Here is a 21,350-nt window from a genome sequence, read left to right on the forward strand (position 1 = left end):
CAAATACATCAGGTCCATGATTTAAATAGCTATAATACCATCGTCTAACAGATTCTTTATTAACTCCATAAGCTTTAGCTATGCTAATAAAACTACCTTGATTATTCTTATAATCTTCACATGCTTTTACTTTTATTTCTTTACTTAATTTTGGTTTTCTTCCCATAATAAAAATACCTCCAAGTAAACAATCTAATTTTAATTAATTAAACTGTCTACTTTGGAAGTATCATATCAAAAGGAGGCTACTTTTTAAAATCTTACATTTTAAATCTTTTTATTTCATTATCTAATTTTATTGAAAGCTCATTTAGATGTTCAGCTGCTTTTGCAACTTCTTCAACGGTTGTTGCTTGTTGCTCCATAGATGCACTAACTTCTTCAGAAGAAGCTGCTGTTTCTTCTGATACTGATGCTATATTTTCTATTGAAGCTACAATTAAATCTTTTTCATTATTCATATGATTTACAAATTCATCTATAGTGTTAATTTTATTAGTAATCATTTCTATTGATTTTGATATATTATCAAATGAAGTATTTACTCTTAAAACTGCATCTACTTGTTCATTACTTACTTCTTTAACTTCCTGCATTATTTTAACAGTATCATCAGTGTCATTTTGGATATCTTCTACGATATGTTTTATTTCGTTTGCAGCATTAGCTGATTCATCTGCAAGAATCCTTATTTCATTAGCAACTACTCCGAATCCTCTTCCATGTTCTCCAGCTCTTGCTGATTCTATAGCAGCATTGAGAGCTAGTAAATTTGTTTGTTCGGCAATAGCTGTAATAGTATTTATTATTTGACCTATAGTTTTTGACTTGCCATCTAACCCTAATATTGCTTTTTCCATTTTGTTGGTTGTATTGTTAGTTAATTGTGTTTTTTCTTTTAAATCGTTGACAGCGCTAATACCATTCGAATTTGATTTTACTACATTACTTGCAGAGCTTAACATATGGTCTGTATTATTAGCTAGTTTGTTTAACTTATTAGCTAAATTATTTGTTAGATTAACTGTTTGCTCAATATCAGAGGTTTGTGAAACAGTACCTTTAGCTATTCCATCAACTGCATCTGCTATATCGTCTGAAATTGCACTTGTTTCTTCTGCTGTAGATGCTAAGGTTTCAGAAGAAGTTTTTACTTGATCAGATATCTTACTGATATTTTTTAATAAATTTGATAGCTGACTTACTGTACTATTGAAATCTTTTGAAAGTTTTCCAAGTTCGTCTTTATTTTTTATATTAGATCTTACAGTTAAGTCACCTTCTTTAATTTTTTCCATATCATTATGTAAATGCTTAATACCCTTTGTTATACTGTTAGAAAAGAAATAAGCTATTATGAAAGCAACTAATAAAGATATTCCTCCTATGATTATAGTACTATATATCATAACATTTGCTCTATCAAAAACTTCATCTGCATACACTGTACCTATTATTGTCCATCCGGTTTTGTTCATTTTTTTGAAAGAGGCATTTTTTTCCCTTTCTTCATAGGTATAAGTAATATTTTCTTGTTGATTTGATGAGATTGCATCAACTATTTCATTTATTTCAAGTTTCTGCCCAATTTTTTTTATATCTTTATGAGTCATAAATTTACCATTTGCATCTACAAGAAAAGGATAGCCGTTATCGCCTATTTTCATTTCATTTATTATATTTGATAGAGATTCCAAATCAATATCTATAGATACTACACCAATAAATTCATTTGCGTTAGTACCATATACAGGTGCTGATACTGATATTGTTAATTTTTTTGTTATTTCATCAGTATAAGGCTGTGTCCAGCAAACTGTTTTTTTGGTATATGCATCTTTATACCATTGCCTTTTTGTATGATCAAAGTTTGAAGAAAATTGGTGATGTGGATAAGAATATATTTTTTTATTTTTTAATCCCATGTTAATTGCGGTTATACTGCTATTTGATTTTTTTATCCCTTTGAAAAGATCAAGCATCCATTGTTCGTATTCTGGATGATATGAAATTTCTTTTACATTCAAGTTATCTGACATAATATTTATAACTTTTTCATAACCCTGTAGGTAATTATGAATAGATGAGTCTATTCCTTCTAAAGTGCTAATAGAGAGTTCTTCCAAATCACCTTCAATTATATCTAATGTTTTTTTATAAGAGCCGATTCCTAAACCTATTAAAGGTAGGGTTATTAATATAATAAATGCTGATATCATTTTACGTCTTATTTTCATTTTCATACGACTATAGCCTCCTATTTTTTTTAGCATTATTACCATTTATTTCGTAATAATTATAGCATATTTTTTTTTATTAATAAATAAATAGTTAATTTAGTTTTAACTAATTCAATTATATTTCTAAAATAGTAATGTTTTTAAGAATAAGCTTGTGAATAATAAATTCCAATTTTGTAGGAAAAAATACTATTAAATTTAATTATTTGGTTAAACTAAAATACAATAATTGGATTATTCAAAAAATATTGATTAACTATAAGATTGGAGAAATAAATAATGAATAAAGAAATTATTTCTGATAAACAGGGTATAGCACTAATAATTCTGTTTATAACAGGATCATCTTCAGTAGTTATTATGGGGCTAGAAGCTAAAAAGGATTTATGGATAGCTATTATAATAGCTATAATGCTAGCTTTACCTTTCGCTTTTATCTATAGCCGTCTTCAGTGTATTTTTCCAAGCAAAAACTTATATGACATTATTGAAATATGTTTTGGAAGACTTATTGGTAAAATTGTTATAATAATATTAACTTTATTTGTATATTATTGGGCTGCTGATGTTTTAGTTAATTACGGTAATTTTATAAAAATAGTTAGTCTTACGGAAACACCAAAAATTATACCTATGATGTTTTTTGCTGCTTTATGCGGTTTGGGAATAAAAAAAGGTATAGAGGTTATGGGAAGATTCAGCGAAGTTTTAGTAATAATTCCTGTTTTTATATTATTTATTTCATCATTGTTGTTAATACCTGATATGAATATAGACAATATACGCCCTGTATTTTATAATGGAATAAAACCGATTTTAAAAGGTGCATTTAATTCTTTTTCTTTTCCTTTTGGTCAAATAATAGCATTTGCTATAGTTTTTAAGGATTTCAAAACAAAAAAATCAACTTATAAAATTTATAACTTAGGATTATTATTAGGTGGAATATATCTTCTTATATTTTCTTTAACAAGTATTTTGGTAATAGGAGTTGATACAGCAACAAATACCTACTATTCTACCTACTATTCTGTTCAAAGAATTAATATAGCTAGTATAATTCAAAGAGTAGAAGTTGTTGTTGCTGTTGTTTTTTTGTTAGGTGGATTTATTAAAATAGGAATGTTGATACTATGTACTTGTAAAGGACTTACTAAAATATTTGGATTTAAAGATTATCGTTTTATCGTAACGATTATTACTTTATTAGTAATAAATTTATCTTTTTTTCAATATGATAGTGTATTTGATTATAATGAATTTCAATTCGAAATATGGCTGTATTTTACCTCTCCATTTCAAGTAATTTTACCTATTGTTATATGGATTACTGCTGAAATAAAAAAGAAACGATTAGTAAAGCAATTCAAATAGTGCTTTTAGAATTAGAATAGAACTAAAAATCTTAAATTATTTTATGATTAAGCATCAACAACTTTTTTTGTTTCAACTTTCTTTCCAATTTTATTTATGTATTTATGAGTCAGATAATTCTTATTTGCATCTCCAAGAAAAGAATAGCTTTATAGCCTATTTTCATAAAAAATAGTGCAGTGATTTTCTTGTAATGTTTTGTGAACATACTTAAACCGAAAATAAAATAATCAAAAAACAGACCACACATACTAAGCAGTATAATGGTCTGTTTTCTATGAAATAAATTAGTGAACTGTCTTAACTTCTAATCCTATTTCTTTAAGTTTTTTATTGATAAGCTCTATATGCTCTTTTCCACTAGTTTCAATGGTTGCTTCAAGTTTTACATTCGTTAATCTATCATAAGTAACATATCTATTATGTTCAAACTTTATAACATTTGCATTTAAATCTGATAAAATTTTGGATATTTTATTTAATTCACCAGGTGTATTAGGTAATTCCACTGAAAAACAGTAAATTCTACCTCTTGTTACTAGGCCCCTATTTATAAGTGTAGATATCGTAAGCACATCTATATTACCTCCACTGATGACACAAGCTATTTTTTTATTTTTTACATTTAGTTTCTTTGATGCTGCTAAAGATAACACACCAGCATTCTCGCCAACCATTTTATGATTTTCAAGTAGTAATAAGAAAGCTTCCATGATTTCGTATTCTGAAATGGTTATTATATCATCAACATATTTTTTTACTATTGAAAAAGGTATATCACCAGGTCTTTTTACAGCAACTCCATCAGCTATTGTTTTCACAGAATCAAGTTCTATAAGTTTACCGTTTTCTATAGATTTTTTCATAGCCATTGCACCAATAGGTTCTACACCTATAACTTTTATTGAAGGTTTTATGTGTTTTACAGCAGTAGCGATACCACTTATTAGACCACCACCTCCAATTGGAACTAATACATAATCTATATCTTTATTTTCTTCTAATATTTCTATACCAATTGTTCCTTGACCAGCAATTATATCCAGGTCATTAAAAGGATGTATAAACGTATATCCTTCTTGTTCTTCTAATTGTCTTGCTTTAGCATAAGCTTCATCATAGCATTCTCCTTCGAGAATTATATCTGCACCTAATTTTTTAGTGGATTCAACTTTTATTATAGGTGTAGATTTCGGCATTACAATTGTTGCTTTAGCACCTAGTTTTTTAGCTGCATAAGCAACGCCTTGTGCATGATTACCTGCGGATGAAGCAATGAGTCCTTTTTGTCGTTCTTCATCTGAAAGTTTACTAATTTTATTATAAGCTCCACGTAATTTATAGGCACCTGTAAGTTGAAGATTTTCAGGTTTAATATATACTTCATTATTACATTCATTACTAAATACTTGACTATATATTAAATTAGTTTTCTTTGTAACATCATTTAATCTTTCCTTAGCTTTTTGGATTTCATTGAAATTCAACATAGATGATACCTCCTTTAATTGTCATGGTTAGATTGTGATAAAAAACTCATCCTTTATTACAAGGACGAGTTTTTATTAGTCATACCATTTTACTTTCGCGAAAATGGTTGAACTATATTTCAGTTTTAAATAAATTTATAATTAACATTATAAAACACGTATTAATTATATAATAATATTGCATGATATTAGCTTAAAACTGATTGATGTTATAATAAAGCCTTCTAGTCAATATAATTATGTCATTAAAAATATTTTATCAAGGGTTTCGTCTATTGTCAATGATGCAATAAATTGTTAAAGTTACATATAGTTCTTAAATTGTATATACTGTAAATTAGAAAATTAGCGAAATTAATAAAATCATGTACATTATGCTCATAAATAAGGGTATTTACAACTTGAGAAGTATTAAAAATATAATATTTTATAAGTATTATAAAAAAAATAAAAAAATTTTTTTGATGATTTACGCAATAGAGCATGTAAACTAAAAATCGACAAAAGTAGTTAAAGGAATATTGTGATATTAGCCTAATAATTATATTGTAGAGTTATTTTTATATTTGGAAAAAATGATAGTTTCATTGATTCTAAGTGAAGATTATTACACTATTTGAATTAATAAGATTGTAGATTTTAAAACTGATACTGAGTTAGGTATAAATAATCTGAAAGGAGTGGAATTATAATAAACGGTTTTTTAGTTAATTAAATTTTAGTTATAGTATAGGACAAGTAATTAAATAAGATGAAGTATCAGATATCATGAAGTATTTAAGATTTTTTACTAGGTTATAAAAAGTAACGTATAGAAGGTAAAAAATAATAGTGATAGTATTTTGGGGATTAGTAAACAAAATATATTATTTCGATTAAAAGTCGGTTGGGAATTTTATGTTCTAGTGAAGCAAATAATGATAGTATTTTTAAAACTAATTCAAAAGCAATAAGGTATAATTAGCTATAACCAAAAAAGTAATGAAGTAAAGATTAAACTCTTTACATTTTATAATCTATTGGAAATTAGATTAAAATCTACCTTTAATCTTTCTTAGTAGTTTGTTCTCTAAATGAAATGAAAAAAAATTTGAGAGGTGATTAAAATTAAAGCAGTATGTATTATTGGAAGTCCGAGAAATAATGGTAGTACAGCTTTAGTAGTAGATAAAATTATTAAAGGCATGGAAGAAGCAGGGGTTGTAGTTAGAAGATATGTTTTAGGATATTTAAATATTAATTATTGTGAAGGTTGCAACTATTGTTATAGCATGAGAAAATGTAAACAACATGATGATATGAACGCTATTTTTGAAGATTTATTAGAATCAGATGTAGTTTTAGTTGCATCACCATCATATTGGGGCGATGTTACTGGACAGTTAAAAGTATTTTTTGATAGAAGTACGCCATATTGTGATACAGGAGAAGGTGGAAATATTGTTCCAGAAGGAAAGTATGGAATTTCTGTAGCTATCAGAGCAGGTCAAAGAAAAAATGAAACTAATCATATTATAGATACTATTGAGCATTATTTTGGACATTTAAACATAAAACCGATAGAAAGATTTACTATGGAAAATATACATGATTTAGGTAATTTTGAAGGAAGAGAAGATGAATTGAAACAAGCATATGCTATTGGTTTCAATATAAAAAAAGCTATCGAAAGAAATATGATAAAAGGTAAAATAATCTAAGGTTTAAATTATTAAAATGATATTCAAGTAGAAACGACAATAGTCAATAATCTACTATTTTACTTATAACACACAGGAAATTATAAACTTATCAAAATTGCGGATAAATATAATTTCAAGACTTTTTTACTCGAAATAATATTGTTTTTTATCTAGTATTAAATATAACTTTTAATCCCACTTTATATAACTGTTAATTCCATTATTTTATATTCTTATGATGGATGACATAGTAGATTCAAAAATTTATAATTTCTATAAATCCTTCTTTAATTTGAAGGATTTATTTTTGTGCGCCTAGCATGGACATAATCTATAGGGAGAAAGTCCTGAACACAGGTGTTAGCCAAGAGCAAGGGTGTCCATTGTGAGGTGGAATCTGAAGGAAGCTGGAGGCAAATTTTCGGTCTGAGGAACACGAATCACATATGAGGCTGAATATAGTTGGATGAGTTTGCATAACAAAACTAAGTCCGTATCACCCGAAAGTTATTACAGTAAATGTGGCAGATATATGGAATGCAAGATTATGTTCTTACCTAGGGAGGTCTGATAGATATGTTACAACAGATTAAATATTTGAATGATAACCTATACAGAGATGTATAGCTGAACTATCAGAAGTCAGCAGATGTCATAGTACCATTTAATGATATATAAATGGGAAGGACTGAACATTAGGGAGGTGATTAAGAAATGGTATACTCAATAAACATGAATGAAAGACAGAAAACTTCAAAAGAAGACTACTCTGTGGAAGTAGGATTGGTAATCCAAGGTAAACGGGGAGTGTCCAGTGTTTTATCGGCGTTACTATATTCGAAAACCGAATCTGAACAAAGTACTGAGAAATTATTAGAAATAATAGTTAGTAAATGTAACTTATATGAAGCATATAAAAGAGTCAAAAGAAACAAAGGCTTAAATTAAAAGTCAACACAAATAAAAGCGCAGTGGATTCGCCCATAAAGAGAAAGTTCTTAGGGTATACATTCTACTATACTAAAACTGGAGTAAAATTCAGAGTTCATGAGAAAAGCTATAGAAGATTTAAAAAGAAGATAAAAGAAATTACAAATAGAAATATTAGCATGAATTTTAGATATAGGTTAAAAAGACTAAATCAGATAACGGTAGGATGGATTAACTACTACAAACTAGCAAATATGAAGAATAAGCTTAAAGAGATAGAAGAATAGACACGCCGAAGACTTAGGGCTTGTATCTGGAAAACATGGAAAAAGGTTAAAACAAGGTATAAATGTCTAAGGAAATTAGGTGTTCTAAAAGATAAAGTATGGGAATATGCAAATACCCGAAAAGGATATTGGAGAATATCGAATAGACCAATATTAAACAAAACCATAACTAATCAAAGGTTGATTAATCATGGTTTTAAAAGTTTAATAACACAGTACGAAAAAGTCAGATTGTCTTAATGAACCGCCAAGTACCCAACGGTATGCTTGGTGGAGAAGTCGGTAATTGAAATAATCAAATACCTCCTATTCGATTATCAATTCTGATTTTGAGTAATTCTATTGGATTGTTTCTTAAAAAAAGAATAAAACTATTTGGAAATTATCATTGAGCTTATATCCTAACATATTATTGGTGAAACGCTAATTTAGCTGTTTTTTAAACAATAATAGATTTAGTAGATGAGTTAGCAATATAAGCTTTCGTGTGGACAAGTGTAAAATCGGTAATTATCAATCATTCTTCATGTGAGTAAGTGATTCACTTAAAATCGTGATATTAATTCTTCGCTTAAAAAAATAGGTATTGTTTTTGTTTGCAATATTTGATTTTTTATGATTAATCTAGGGTTAACTATTTACCTATACATTTAATTGATGTATTATAAAAGTGTTAAAGCTAGCAATTATAACATTTTATATAAGTGATTAATTTATATAGATAATAATATTATTATTAGGTATAGTATTATGAATAATCTCAAAATGATACAAATTTATCAAAATTAAGAAGTGTACAAGCTAATCCTATTGTTGATTTTTTAATATTATGGGGTTTATGATGTAGAAAGGAGGAGTTTATGAAGAAGGTAGATGAAATTTATTTAGAGGTAAAAAAGTTATGCGAAATCCAAAAAAAAGAATTCGGAAAAATAAAAGGAGTTACAACCAATGAACTTGCGAAAGTTTTAAATATACAGCGATCAAATGCTTCCAGTGAACTTAATACTTTAGTTAATAATGGGAAGTTACATAAAATAAAGGGTAAACCGGTTCTTTACACAATAGATACGACTGAATTTATCAAAAACGATTCAACTAATATTAGTGTATTCGACAGGCTCATTGGAGCTGACATAACTTTAAAAACTGCAATTAAACAAGTAAAAGCAGCAATATTATATCCACCAAGTGGACTACATACTATGTTAGCGGGTGAAACAGGAGTAGGAAAAACCATGTTTGCTGAGTTGATGTATGAATATGCTAAAGAAATCAAAAGAATAAAAAAAACTGCTCCGTTTGTTTCTTTTAATTGTGCAGATTATGCAAATAATCCTCAATTATTATTATCACAGCTTTTTGGAGTTAAAAAAGGGAGTTACACAGGTGCAAATAAGGATAAAGATGGTATTGTTAAAAAAGCTGATGGTGGAGTATTGCTTTTAGATGAAATTCATCGGTTGCCACCTGAAGGACAAGAGATGCTTTTTTATTTACTTGATAGAGGACTTTATAGAAAATTAGGGGAAGACGAGCATTATCAAAGTGCAAATATCTTGATTATTTGTGCTACAACTGAAAATATTGATTCTGTATTATTAAAAACATTTGTTAGACGTATTCCTATGATTGTCAAAATACCTGCTCTTAGAGAAATGACTATCAGTGAACGGTGGGAATTAATTGAATTTTATTTTAAACAGCAGGCATGTCATCTAAAAGTATCAATTGATATTCATTCAAATACTGTTATAGCTTTTCTTTTATATGATTGTATTAATAATATAGGACAGCTTGTAAGTGATATAAAATTGTGTTGTGCAAGAGCATTTTTGGAATATATATCACATAAACAAAAAAAGATGTTCATAACAAATGAATATTTACCTGAGTATGTTCAAAACGGGCTGCTTCGTTACAAGGAATTTGAAAAAGAATTAAAAGACATAGGAATAACAGATAAAAAAATTACTATTACTGCTGAAGAAAATGATTTTACCTTTTTACAACAAAATGATTTTTTTAATATTTATGATACATTAGAAATGAAAATGAAGGATTTGAAGACTAAAGGTTTTGATGAAAAGGACAGTCTTTTGATTTTAAGTCTTGAACTGGATAAATATATAAAAAATTATATTTATAATGCTAATAAAGGACATTTTAATGATTTATACAAGGTAGTAAACAAAGAAATAGTTGATATGACTAGAAAATTTCTAGAAAAATCATTTGCCAGTTTGAATACCCCATTCAATGAAAAGATTGTCTATGGAATGTCTATTCATGTGTCTTGTACATTAGAAAGAATTAATAATCAAAAATCCATTGTAAATCCCAATTTAGATGATATAAAAAATATGCATCCATTAGAATTTAATATGGCTTCTGATTTTGTATCAGAATTAGAAAAGAAATTCAAGGTAAATATACCAGAGGATGAAATCGGTTTCATAACAATGTTTTTAATTATTGATGATTGCGTTGATAAAAAACAAACAGGTCACGTAGGTATAATAGTAGCTATGCATGGTGAAAGTGCAGCAACATCTATAGTAGATGTTGCTAATAGGCTATTAGGATCCAAGCATGCTATAGGTTATAATATGCCTTTAAATCAAAAAGTTACTATTGCATTAAAGAATTTAACGGAATTAGTAAAAAAAGCTGATGAGGGTAAAGGTGTATTGTTACTTGTTGATATGGGATCATTATTACTACTTGGAGATATAATTTATCAAAAAACAGAAATACCAATTAAAACCATTGAAATGATTAGCACTCCAATGGTTTTAGAGGCAACAAGAAAATCGCTTAATTATTCTTCATTAGAAGAAGTTTACCAGGGTGTAATTAATTTTAGTCCATATATTGGCAGGATGTATTCCAATAATAATAATTTTAACAATAACATAAAAGATCATGTTATTATTACAGCTTGTATTACTGGAGAAGGAACTGCTATTAAATTAAAAAATATTTTAGAAAAGCAATTACTTGACAGAGAAGACGATTATCTTTTTATACCTAACATATTACCTATTAGTATATATAATAAAGAAGATTACAACAAGAAATTGAAAAAAATAAAGAAGGAGAAAAATATTATTGCTGTTATAAGTAGTGTAGAACCAGAGGATAAAACAATAAATTATATAGCAACTAATGATTTTTTAATTGGCAATGGCAGTAAATTATTTGATGAGCTTATAATGCTTGATGATAACACAGTATTTTTAAATAGTATTGAAAAAGTGATAAGTGAAAATATAGATATTGATGGAAAGCATTATATGAATGCATTTAAAAAATTCAACTCAATATTAAAGCTCAATGGAATTACATTTAATCAAGGGATTTTGTCAGGTTTAGTATTACATATTGCTTGTGCTATTGAAAGGCTTTCTAAAGGAGAAAAATTAAATAAATTGCAGGAATATGATATGATTTTAAAAAAATATTCCAAGGAGTATGTTATGTTAGAAAAAGCCTTTGTGCCATTTGTGGAATTATTCAACATAGACTTTCCGCTAGGAGAGTATGCAAATGTATTAAAATTAATTCATTCTATTTGATATTATACCTAGAGTAATCATAGAAAATTATTAAAGTGAATGTCATTTCAATTGTCACAGTTAAATGATATGGAGATAATTTTTCATTTTTCATCTCCATGTTTCTTAATATAGAACGCTAATCTTAATTTTGATGTAAGGCACATTCAAAAAATAAACTAGTCATCTTGCTCGTTCTTTTGAGTATTTTTGTTGTTATTCAATCATTTACATACAGTAAGTATGTGTGGGATTGAGTGCCTAGAAAATAATCAAAATTACTTTACAAATTGACTATTTATTTTTTTTATGCCTAAATTATTTATTATATCAAACTAATGGCGAGTTGATTAATTTAGAGTAAAGTTTTCTGATGTAATCTAGAACAAAAATTTTAAGGTGAAAAGATAAAATAATAAGACTGTAATACCTAAGCTTATGTAGCCAACTAATCTAAACATATATTTAATCCCAAAATTATCATAATTAATCTCCTAATATAACTACCTACAATACCACTTATACCGACATAAAAAGCAGTAGCAAGAGTTTGAGCTGTGCTTTTAGTTTCTTCAGGTGAAAGTGAATAAATAATAATATACACACCTTTTATACATAATAAAAACAGTCAAAGTAAATCCTATAAATCCCCATAACCTAATGGGTCTGTATGTAAATTTTTTCTCATTTTTAATTTCTTCTATAGTCCAATTATCTAATAATGGTGGTAATACAGTTTTAAAGAAAGAAATTATACACATAACTATACAGATAATATGAAGATTTATAATACAGTGGTAATGTAATTAGTAACGTAGCCGCAGTTGTTAGACAAGGAATAAAGACTTTCTTTACTGATGTATCCAATCACTTACAAATCCCAAAAATATTGTGCGAGTATTGTAACAAGAGAAATAATAGCAATTATTGTTCTGATATAAGTATTACTACATCTTAAGCTTTTAAGATATACAAATTGAAATGGATAATAAGCTCCGATAGTTGTATGTAAAAAAATATTAGATTTGAAAATTTTAGTTGCTTAATGTTGACTTATTAGTTATTTTAAAGACATTTTTTAATGACAGTACCTCCGTTTATAATGAATTAATTTATATTAGTGCAAATTCTACATGAATCTTAAAAATAAAGAGCTTGTTTTATTAACTGAATATTATAAAGCAAACTTTGTACCAACAAAAATTATGTGTAGTTTGATAAAGTGAACAGTGACTTATAGGATAATATATACAGTATGCATATATTAAGATGTTTATATTATTAAAATATAAAGTATTAGCTAATATAAGTGGATTAAATCATGTACTAAGAGTAAAAGTGTTTATTCATTCTGGTTTATATGTGTGGTAAAAAGAATATACACTAAATTATACACATTCATACACATCCAACTAGTTACGTTAAGACTGATAAATCAGGGAAGGTATTTTTGGTATAATATTTGCATATATAATATACTAGGCAAATTAAAATTGATGTCATGACAATTATTTTTAAAGTAATAAATTTTTGCCTATATTAGACAAGAGGAGGTATATAATGAAAAAAAGAGTATTTAAGATGGTTACGGTTGTATGTGTTTTTTCGTTAATTACTTTAGCAATAACAAGTCAGAACGAAACTTATGCTAGTACTAAGGATGGTAAGGTTAGTAACTCAACTAGAAAAGTTGTAAACTATAGTGGAACACCTATTAAAGTAGGTGAAACATTACAAAAATTTGTAACTAAGTATACTAAAACTGATGCTGAAATCCCACAAACTATTAAAGATCATATTGCTTTGAAAGGTAATAGTATTAGTTCAAATCTTTATCCAATAAATTTAGGTGTAAACGCTTCAGTCATTGATAAAGACGGTGTAATGTGGTTTGGTGCAAATAATGGTATGATGAGAATTGATCCATTTGAAAAGGATGAAAGAGATAAAGTACAATATTTTACAGGTCCTCGTTATTTTTATGATACAAATAACAAAATAGAGTTTATTGTGTCAGATAATAACAAAGGTGTTTGGGTACTTACAGAAACAGGTGTATCTCACATTGAAATGAAACCTATGGGATATACAGAAAAGGCAATATTAATGAGTAACTATACACAAGAAAATGTAAGTCGTCGTGGTATGGTATCACAGTCAAAATTAGTAAATGGTGAATGGGTACCAGAAGTATCGGATAATGATGGTTTATGGACAGCAATGTATGCAGCAGGAGAGTGCTTCAGATATGCAGTAGAAACTGATCCTGTAAAAAAGGAAGAAGCAAGAAAAAGAGCAACTAAATCAGTTGAAGCAGTTCTTTTGCTTGCAAATATTTCATCAAGGGATGGAGAAATAGATGCTAAAATAAGACATCTTGTTAATGAATCTAATTTAATGTCTAAAGAATATTTAAGAAAAGATGGTGATTCTACCTTCTTATATCCAATCGAAGGACCAGTAGGAATGAAAGGTATGCATTTATTAAATCCTGCAGATATTTATAAAGCAAAAGTTCAAGGTGATTGGGTAACTAAAGGTGAAGGAGAAACTCAGAAACGTACAATGAAAGGTTTTATAGCTCGTTCATATCATCTTGACGGATTAGAATCTGAACCTGTACCTATTGGGGATGGTTTCTTTTTTAAGAAGATGCTTAAAGATGGAAAAATGATATCAAAAGCTATGCCATTTGAACCTGGCACAGGTCCTGATGATCCAGCAAGAAGTGAGTATAAAAAAGTAAATAGAAGAGCAAAAAAAGTTGAAGATTTTGCAGGTATTGAAGTAGACGCAAGTTTAGAATTACCAGCAAGACTTGCAAATCTTTACAGGTCAATACCTAAAGGGGATGGTACAAATTATACAGACACAGATGTAATCTATAAAGCTGATACAAGTACAGATGAAATTATAGGACATCTTTTCATCTACAAGGTTGCATATGATACATTATGTGCAGGACCAAATGGAGATAAAGAATTAGGTCAGATTATTGTGGATACAAGCCGTAACATAGCTCAACATGTATTAGAGAATGATTACTGCTTAACAGATGCTACGGGTCAACCTACTTCATGGGGTAAAATGACACGTAATTATTTTAATAATGATTATGCTTGGGAAGATTGTACAACTAATAGTTTAGTATTATTATCAGTATTTAAAACTGCAGCATATCTTACTGGTGAAAGTAAGTGGGAAACTGAGTATTGTAAGTTAGCTCTAGCTGATCCATATAGATATGCAGACCTTCAAAGCGAATATAGAGATCGTTTTAATGAAATGATAGTACGTGGGTATAAAGAGGATCATCCATATGCACCTGATAACGACCCGAGACTTGACCCATATTCAAGAGAAACAGCTATGGAAGTACAAGCAGAGCTTAACTACTCAGATGAAGAAATGGCAATGCTTGCATACTATTTATTATTTCAAATGGAAACAGATTCTACACTTATAGAAAAATATCGTGCAGGCATAGATGATTGGTGGATAAGTATACAATATGGCAATAACCCACTTTGGTTTTATATATATCAACTTGCATATCCTAATACATTAGGAAAGGCAAATCTTGAAACTGCAGCATGGGCTTTAAAACGTCATCCTATAGATACAAGAAGATGGCTTGTCGATAATAGTGGACGTAATGATATTATTGACTATAACGGTACGAATAGAGCTTTGTCAAAAGGTCCAAATGGAAATAGTTGGTTCGTAGCTCTTCCAATGGATGAAATGGATGTAAAAAAGTATAATAGATGTCCATTTGAAATAAAAGGTGGAAGTGAGCATGGCGAAATACTTGATGGGTCTACAACATATACATTACCATATTGGTTAGGTCGTTTCCATGGTATGATTACAGAATAATTGTCATTTTTTATCGAGTATATAAAGAACAATAAATTTCAAACGTTTGTCCGTATTATACTAAGAGAGGAGATATAAATATGAAAAACAACAGGTTTTTGACGTGGTTAATGGAAAAAGCTCTACCAACACTTGCTAAATTAGGTGATTCAAAATATCTCAAAGGTATTAGAGATGGTATAGTTGTTACTGTTCCTTTCACAATTGCAGGAAGTATTTTCTTAATTATTGGATGTTTGCCTATTCCTGGGTGGGAAGAACTTATAGCACCTTATGCAGATAAAATTTTCGCTCCTGTTGATATTACTTTTGGGGTATTAGCAATAATAGCAGTTGTAGGTATAGGATATAATTTAGCTAAACAATTTGGTGAAAATACAATAATGGGTGCAGCTATGTCATTAGTAGGATTTTTAGTCTTACAGCTTCAACCTGGTAGTGGGCTTAGTACAGACAATTTTGGAGCAGAGGGACTTTTTACAGCTATAATTGTAGCGATATATGCAGTTGAGATTCAAAAATTTTTTGAAAAGAAAAATATTGTTATAAAATTACCTGAAAATGTACCACCATCTATCGGAAATTCTTTTAGGGCATTATTACCAATTACTTTTTTAATTACTTCACTTTGGGTAATTAGAATACTTTTAGGATTTGATGTAACAGCCTTTGTAACTATGATTTTTCAACCAGCAGTATTTGCCTTAAATACACTACCAGGAATTATAGTTTTCGTATTACTTACTTCTTTATTATGGGCTGTAGGGATACATGGAGATGCAATTATGGGAGCTGTTGCTGAACCTATAACACTTCAATTCTTAGCAGCAAACGCAGCAGCTTTTGTAGCAGGAAAACCGATACCATATATCACTGCGGAAGGTTTTATACCAATGTTCATTAATATTGGAGGTAGCGGTGCTACACTTGCACTTGTATTGTTAATGATTAAATCTAAAGATCAAGGCTACAAGCAATTAGGACGCTTAGCTTTACCATCAGCAATATTTGAAATAAATGAACCTGTAATATTTGGTTTTCCAATAATGCTTAATCCAATGATGTTAATTCCTTTTGTAGTTACTCCATTATTATTAACAACATCAACATATATTTTAATGGCCTTAAATATAATTGGTAGACCTGTTGTAGCAGTACCTTGGACAATGCCAGCTGTTATCGGTCCATATTTAATAACAGGTGGAGATTGGAAAGCTGCTGTGTGGAGTTTAATATCAATTATCATTGCAGCAGTAATATATTATCCATTCTTTAAGGCATGTGAGAAACAAAATTTAAAGGGTGTAAATAAATAAATTATATTGCATTGAAACATAAAAATTCTGTTATAAACAAAGGAGGTTATTTTAATGAAAATATTACTTTTATGTAATGAAGGAATGTCAACAAGTTTATTAGTTAAAAAGATGCAGCAAGAAGCTGAAAAACAAGGAATTAAAGATATAGAAATAATGGCTAGATCAATTATTGAACTAGAGAGTTTAATAGATCATTTTGATATTGTAATGCTTGGACCACAGATTAAATACAAAGAAAAAATGGTATCAGATTTATGTGGAGTCCACTGTAAAAAATATACAGTTATACCTCCGATGATTTATGGAATGATTAATGGCAAAAAGGCTTTAGAACTAGCTATAGAAACATTTAATAATTAAGTAATTTATTGAAAGGAGACTGGAATATGAAACTAGAAGAAATAGCATTAACACTAATTGTTCATGCAGGGAATGCAAAAAGCCTTAGTTTTGAAGCATTAAAAGAAGCAAAAACAGGTAATACAGAAAAAGCTCAAGATTTATTAAAAGAAGCCAAGAGTGAGTTTTTGAAAGCACATCATGTTCAAACAGAAATGCTCCAGAAAGAAGCAAATGGCAGTGAAACAAAAGTGAACATATTAATGGTACATGCACAAGATCATCTAATGGGAGCTTCTTTAGCAATGGATTTAATTGAAGAAATGGTTTGTCTATATGAGACAATTTCAAAAATAGAAATTAGGAAGTGAGTAATTGAAAAGAATTTTTGAATTAAATCATAATGATGTTACAACATTTTCAAAAAAAGAGCTTATAAAGACTATTAAAAAATCCGAAGGTAGAACAATAATGTGTGAAACAGTAATTAGTAGTCAATCAATGGTATATGGAGTAAGTAATCCTGAGCTGGCTGCATCTTTTGGTGCTGATATGATAACATTAAACACATTTGATTTTAATATGCCCTTTGTTTTTGGATTAGAAGATTTTGATATAGTAGATGAAAACGTAGCTAGTAGCTATATAAAATTAGGGAAACAAATTAAAGCAAATAGTACAAATAATGATTATATCAGAAATTTGAAAAATATTTTGGGACGATTCGTAGGAGTCAATATGGAGCCAGTACCTGAAGGATTTTTGTATCCAAAAGGACTACAGCTTAATGAAGAAAATCTTAAAAAAGCAATAAAGTTGGGTTTTGATTATATAGTTATAACCGGTAATCCAAACACCGGTGTTACTATTAATACAATAGTTGAAGGAATTAAAAAGGCTGTAGATATCTTAGGAGATAGAGTGATGATTATAGCAGGAAAGATGCATGGAGCTGGTAGAGAAAATGTATATGATCCTCAAATTTTAAAGGACTTTGCAAATGCCGGAGCTGATGTTGTTATGATTCCAGCACCTGGTACAGTACCTGGAATGGATCAAGATTTGGCTAAAAGACAAATAGAAGTAATACATGAAGCAGGTGCATTAGCTAAAACTGCAATGGGAACATCACAAGAAAGTGCCAGTATAAATGTAATAGAAAAAATTGGGCTAATGTCTAAAATGGCCGGAGCTGATGTTATTCATATTGGAGATGCGGGACATTGTGGAATAGCAGATCCTGAGAACATAATGGCATTATCTATTGCTATTCGTGGGAAAAGGCATACATATAGACGAATGTCATATTCAATAAGAAAATAGTATAAGCACAGGTATAAATTTGTAATAAAATTAAAATGCTAGATGACTAATAGTAAGGGAATTATACAAGAATTATACTGCTTTATAAAGATGTGGCTTTTATTAAAACAATATTTTAAGGCATTTAAAAAAATCTCGTATAATTCCTAGTGAATTTTAATACTTGTTCAATATTCTAGAAAGGGGAAGTGAAATTGTATGGTGTTATATTATGTTCAGGCAAGGGTAGAAAAATTTGGCCATTTAATGATTGGTGGCAAAAATGTTGTATACCTATAGTAAATAAACCTATTGTTGTTAGGCTTGTAGAGCAGTTAGAGAGGTTGAACCTAGAAGGAATATATGTTGTAACAGGCTATAATAGTGAGATGGTTAAATATTTTTTAAAAGATAAAACAAATATAACGATTATTGAAGAAAACCAATCAGAGGGTACTGCAAAAAGCTTGTTAAAAGGTTTAAAGCAAATAAAGGGACAAGACTATATAGTAGTATTTGGTGATACAGTAGTGGACGAAGATAGTATTAAGGCTGTTATAGATGCATATAAGAAAAATAAAATACCTACAGCTTTGACACAAAATTTGAAGAAAGATGAGCGATCAATTGATTGGATTTGTGCTAAAGTACAGGACGATGAAATAAAGAATATCTATGGTCACCCGAGAAGTCATTATGTAAATACCAGACTTAGTGGGGTTTTTGTTTTAAACAATGAAGTTGTAAAGTATCTTGAAACTAATCCTGGATACATGAAAAATGTATGTGTTGGAGGTATGCCGCCTAAAGAGTCAGATTTGTTGCAAAGCTTACAGATGATGATTGAAGATAGTAAAAAAATATTAAATGTTGAGGTTCAAAATTACTGCATAGATGTCGATAAACCGTGGAATATATTAGAGGCAAATAAGGTTGTTATTGATGATTTGTTTTCTTTAATGAAAGAAAATGATATACATAAGACTGCTTATATAGACGAAACTGCTGTAATTGATGGGAAAGTTAGATTGGGTAAAGGTAGTAGAATAGGGAAAAATGTAATAATAAAAGGAGACATATATATAGGAGATAATACTATTATTGACTATGGACCAATTATAGAAGGCAATGTAGTTATTGGTAATAACACAATGATAAAAGATACATGTAATATCAAGGAGTATACTACTATTGGTAATAATAATAAAATTGGTTTTAACGCAGAGATGTCCGGCATAACATTTGATAATGTTAGTATTGCTCATAATAGTGAAATTAATGGCATCATTGGTAGTTATACAGATATTGCAGCTGGATGTATAACAGGTTCTTTAAGATTTGATGATACAGAAACACCAAATGTTATCAATGGACGAGTAGAAATACCATCTGATTTTTCAGATGCAATATGTATTGGTGATCATAGCAGAACAGGCGTAGGTAATATTTTTTTTCCGGGTGTTAAAGTAGGAGTTAATTCAGTGTTATGGCCGGGAGCAATAATTAATAGAGAAGTACTATCAAATACGCTAGTTATTATAGAGCAAAATAGGATAGATAAAAAATGGGGACCAGAGAAATACGGTTGGTAATATTAGGAGGTAATAGAGATGAAAAACAAAGGTTTGAAGATTGTAACAATAGGTGGTGGCTCTAGTTATACACCTGAAATTATAGAGGGTTTTATTAATAGATACAAGGAACTACCTGTAAGAGAATTATGGCTAGTTGATATTGAAGAAGGCAGGCATAAGCTGGAAACTGTAGGAGGACTAGCAAAGCGTATGGTAAAAAAAGCGGGATTAGATTGTGAAGTTATCTTGACTATGGATAGAAAAAAAGCTTTAAAAGGAGCTGATTTTGTAACAACTCAATTTAGAGTTGGGTTATTAGCTGCAAGAATAAGAGATGAAAAAATACCTTTGAAATATGGTTGTATAGGTCAAGAAACTACTGGTGCGGGAGGATTTGCAAAAGCTCAGAGGACGATACCTGTAATATTAGACATATGCAAAGATATGGAAGAATTATGTCCTGATGCATGGCTTATTAATTTTACAAATCCATCGGGAATCATTACAGAGGCAGTATTAAAACATACTAATATTAAATGTATAGGACTTTGTAATGTTCCTATATTGATGCAAATGGCAGCAGCGAAGGCTTTAGATGTTAGTAAGGATGAAGTATTTGTGCATTTTGTTGGTCTTAATCATTTAGTTTGGGGAAGAAATATATACTACAATGGGAAAGACGTAACAGCAAAGGTTGTAGATGCTTTAATCGATGACTTAGAATATGGTGTTAAAAATATACCTGATAATGAATGGTTAAAAGAGCAATTAAAAGATTTAAATATGCTACCTTGCCCATACCATAGATATTTTTATCATACTGATGAGATGCTAGATGAAGAAAAAAAAGCAGCTGAAACAGAAGGTACCAGAGGGGAAGTTGTTAAAAAAGTTGAAGAGGAATTGTTTGAATTATATGAAAACCCTAATCTTAATATTAAGCCAAAGCAGCTTGAATTAAGAGGAGGACAATATTATTCAGATGCAGCATGCAGCTTAATAAATGCCATTTATAATGATCAAAGGATTGTTATGCCTGTAAATACAAGGAATAATGGAGCTATAACTGATTTGCCTAACGATGTAGTTATAGAAACCAGTTGTCTTATAACAAAGCATGGAGCGATGCCCTTAAATGTAGGGATGGTGGAAGCCAAAATAAGAGGTTTATTGCAGGTTGTAAAAGCCTATGAAGAATTAACAATAAAAGCTGCAATTACAGGTGATTATAATACCGCAGTACAGGCTTTAATTATGAATCCTTTAGTAACAAGCTCTAAAGTTGCAAAAAAAATATTAGATGATATTATTAAAGAAAATATTGAATATTTACCACAGTTTAAAACTTATTATAAAGAGAATTTAAAAAATTAATTA

At 29.2% G+C, this 21,350-nt stretch carries 16 protein-coding genes; 12 read left to right on the plus strand and 4 right to left on the minus strand.

Features of this window, described 5'->3' with window-relative positions:
• Positions 1-260: 260 nt before the first annotated feature.
• A complete protein-coding gene (locus AYC61_RS03645; RefSeq protein WP_066497055.1) occupies positions 261-2,243 on the minus strand; it encodes a methyl-accepting chemotaxis protein in 1,983 nt (660 codons plus the stop codon).
• A 276-nt stretch (positions 2,244-2,519) separates the two neighbouring features.
• Between AYC61_RS03645 and AYC61_RS03650 the strand changes: the two genes are divergently transcribed.
• Complete coding sequence (locus AYC61_RS03650; RefSeq protein ID WP_066497057.1) at positions 2,520-3,614, plus strand: GerAB/ArcD/ProY family transporter; 1,095 nt, start codon at positions 2,520-2,522, stop codon at positions 3,612-3,614.
• A gap of 287 nt (positions 3,615-3,901) precedes the next feature.
• Here AYC61_RS03650 and ilvA read toward each other — a convergent pair whose 3' ends face one another.
• A complete protein-coding gene (ilvA, locus tag AYC61_RS03655) occupies positions 3,902-5,104 on the minus strand; it encodes a threonine ammonia-lyase (RefSeq protein ID WP_066497059.1) in 1,203 nt (400 codons plus the stop codon).
• Between the two features lie 1,097 nt (positions 5,105-6,201).
• Between ilvA and AYC61_RS03660 the strand changes: the two genes are divergently transcribed.
• The 4 genes from AYC61_RS03660 (at position 6,202) to AYC61_RS03670 (ending at position 11,581) form a co-directional block, all read left to right on the plus strand.
• Positions 6,202-6,804: a flavodoxin family protein gene (locus tag AYC61_RS03660; RefSeq protein ID WP_066497061.1), complete on the plus strand. Its 603-nt coding sequence runs from the start codon at positions 6,202-6,204 to the stop codon at positions 6,802-6,804.
• A 696-nt stretch (positions 6,805-7,500) separates the two neighbouring features.
• Positions 7,501-7,734, plus strand: coding sequence for a hypothetical protein (locus AYC61_RS20985; protein ID WP_066497064.1), 234 nt, complete (start codon positions 7,501-7,503; stop codon positions 7,732-7,734).
• Positions 7,735-7,757: 23 nt separating this feature from the next.
• The gene (locus tag AYC61_RS21660; RefSeq protein ID WP_202906795.1) at positions 7,758-8,003 is read left to right on the plus strand and encodes a group II intron maturase-specific domain-containing protein; all 246 of its coding nucleotides are present in this window, start codon (positions 7,758-7,760) and stop codon (positions 8,001-8,003) included.
• 860 nt (positions 8,004-8,863) lie between these two features.
• Positions 8,864-11,581: a sigma-54-dependent transcriptional regulator gene (locus tag AYC61_RS03670; RefSeq protein WP_066497069.1), complete on the plus strand. Its 2,718-nt coding sequence runs from the start codon at positions 8,864-8,866 to the stop codon at positions 11,579-11,581.
• A gap of 427 nt (positions 11,582-12,008) precedes the next feature.
• Here AYC61_RS03670 and AYC61_RS21550 read toward each other — a convergent pair whose 3' ends face one another.
• Positions 12,009-12,164, minus strand: a complete 156-nt coding sequence (locus tag AYC61_RS21550) for a hypothetical protein (RefSeq protein WP_162265430.1) — start codon at positions 12,162-12,164, stop codon at positions 12,009-12,011.
• Positions 12,133-12,351: an MFS transporter gene (locus AYC61_RS22245; protein ID WP_420806804.1), complete on the minus strand. Its 219-nt coding sequence runs from the start codon at positions 12,349-12,351 to the stop codon at positions 12,133-12,135. The genes AYC61_RS21550 and AYC61_RS22245 overlap by 32 nt, the downstream gene beginning before the upstream one ends.
• A 769-nt stretch (positions 12,352-13,120) precedes the next feature.
• On the opposite strand from AYC61_RS22245, the gene AYC61_RS03675 reads away from it, so the two are divergent.
• The 7 genes from AYC61_RS03675 to AYC61_RS03705 all read left to right on the plus strand — a co-directional run bounded on the left by AYC61_RS03675 (position 13,121) and on the right by AYC61_RS03705 (position 21,347).
• Entirely contained in the window at positions 13,121-15,439 is a 2,319-nt protein-coding gene (locus AYC61_RS03675; RefSeq protein ID WP_066497072.1) for a hypothetical protein, read from the plus strand.
• A gap of 80 nt (positions 15,440-15,519) precedes the next feature.
• Entirely contained in the window at positions 15,520-16,755 is a 1,236-nt protein-coding gene (locus AYC61_RS03680) for a PTS sugar transporter subunit IIC (RefSeq protein ID WP_066497074.1), read from the plus strand.
• A gap of 54 nt (positions 16,756-16,809) precedes the next feature.
• The gene (locus tag AYC61_RS03685) at positions 16,810-17,118 is read left to right on the plus strand and encodes a PTS sugar transporter subunit IIB (RefSeq protein ID WP_066497080.1); all 309 of its coding nucleotides are present in this window, start codon (positions 16,810-16,812) and stop codon (positions 17,116-17,118) included.
• Between the two features lie 26 nt (positions 17,119-17,144).
• Positions 17,145-17,468, plus strand: a complete 324-nt coding sequence (locus AYC61_RS03690; protein ID WP_066497082.1) for a PTS lactose/cellobiose transporter subunit IIA — start codon at positions 17,145-17,147, stop codon at positions 17,466-17,468.
• A 4-nt stretch (positions 17,469-17,472) separates the two neighbouring features.
• Positions 17,473-18,420, plus strand: a complete 948-nt coding sequence (locus tag AYC61_RS03695) for a DUF7916 family protein (RefSeq protein ID WP_066497084.1) — start codon at positions 17,473-17,475, stop codon at positions 18,418-18,420.
• 194 nt (positions 18,421-18,614) lie between these two features.
• On the plus strand, positions 18,615-19,991 hold the full coding sequence (locus AYC61_RS03700; RefSeq protein ID WP_066497086.1) for a nucleotidyltransferase family protein: 1,377 nt from the start codon (positions 18,615-18,617) through the stop codon (positions 19,989-19,991).
• A gap of 18 nt (positions 19,992-20,009) precedes the next feature.
• Positions 20,010-21,347, plus strand: a complete 1,338-nt coding sequence (locus tag AYC61_RS03705; RefSeq protein ID WP_066497091.1) for a 6-phospho-beta-glucosidase — start codon at positions 20,010-20,012, stop codon at positions 21,345-21,347.
• Positions 21,348-21,350: the final 3 nt, after the last annotated feature.

The organism is Abyssisolibacter fermentans (genome assembly GCF_001559865.1).
Taxonomy (GTDB): Bacteria; Bacillota; Clostridia; order Tissierellales; family MCWD3; genus Abyssisolibacter; species Abyssisolibacter fermentans.

What these genes read in the sequence shown, in the direction of transcription:
- AYC61_RS03645 (WP_066497055.1), bottom strand. Translation starts at nt 2,243, where the DNA reads ATGAAAATGAAAATAAGACGTAAAATGATATCAGCATTTATTATATTA.
- AYC61_RS03650 (WP_066497057.1), top strand. Translation starts at nt 2,520, where the DNA reads ATGAATAAAGAAATTATTTCTGATAAACAGGGTATAGCACTAATAATT.
- ilvA (WP_066497059.1), bottom strand. Translation starts at nt 5,104, where the DNA reads ATGTTGAATTTCAATGAAATCCAAAAAGCTAAGGAAAGATTAAATGAT.
- AYC61_RS20985 (WP_066497064.1), top strand. Translation starts at nt 7,501, where the DNA reads ATGGTATACTCAATAAACATGAATGAAAGACAGAAAACTTCAAAAGAA.
- AYC61_RS03670 (WP_066497069.1), top strand. Translation starts at nt 8,864, where the DNA reads ATGAAGAAGGTAGATGAAATTTATTTAGAGGTAAAAAAGTTATGCGAA.
- AYC61_RS03675 (WP_066497072.1), top strand. Translation starts at nt 13,121, where the DNA reads ATGAAAAAAAGAGTATTTAAGATGGTTACGGTTGTATGTGTTTTTTCG.
- AYC61_RS03680 (WP_066497074.1), top strand. Translation starts at nt 15,520, where the DNA reads ATGAAAAACAACAGGTTTTTGACGTGGTTAATGGAAAAAGCTCTACCA.
- AYC61_RS03685 (WP_066497080.1), top strand. Translation starts at nt 16,810, where the DNA reads ATGAAAATATTACTTTTATGTAATGAAGGAATGTCAACAAGTTTATTA.
- AYC61_RS03690 (WP_066497082.1), top strand. Translation starts at nt 17,145, where the DNA reads ATGAAACTAGAAGAAATAGCATTAACACTAATTGTTCATGCAGGGAAT.
- AYC61_RS03705 (WP_066497091.1), top strand. Translation starts at nt 20,010, where the DNA reads ATGAAAAACAAAGGTTTGAAGATTGTAACAATAGGTGGTGGCTCTAGT.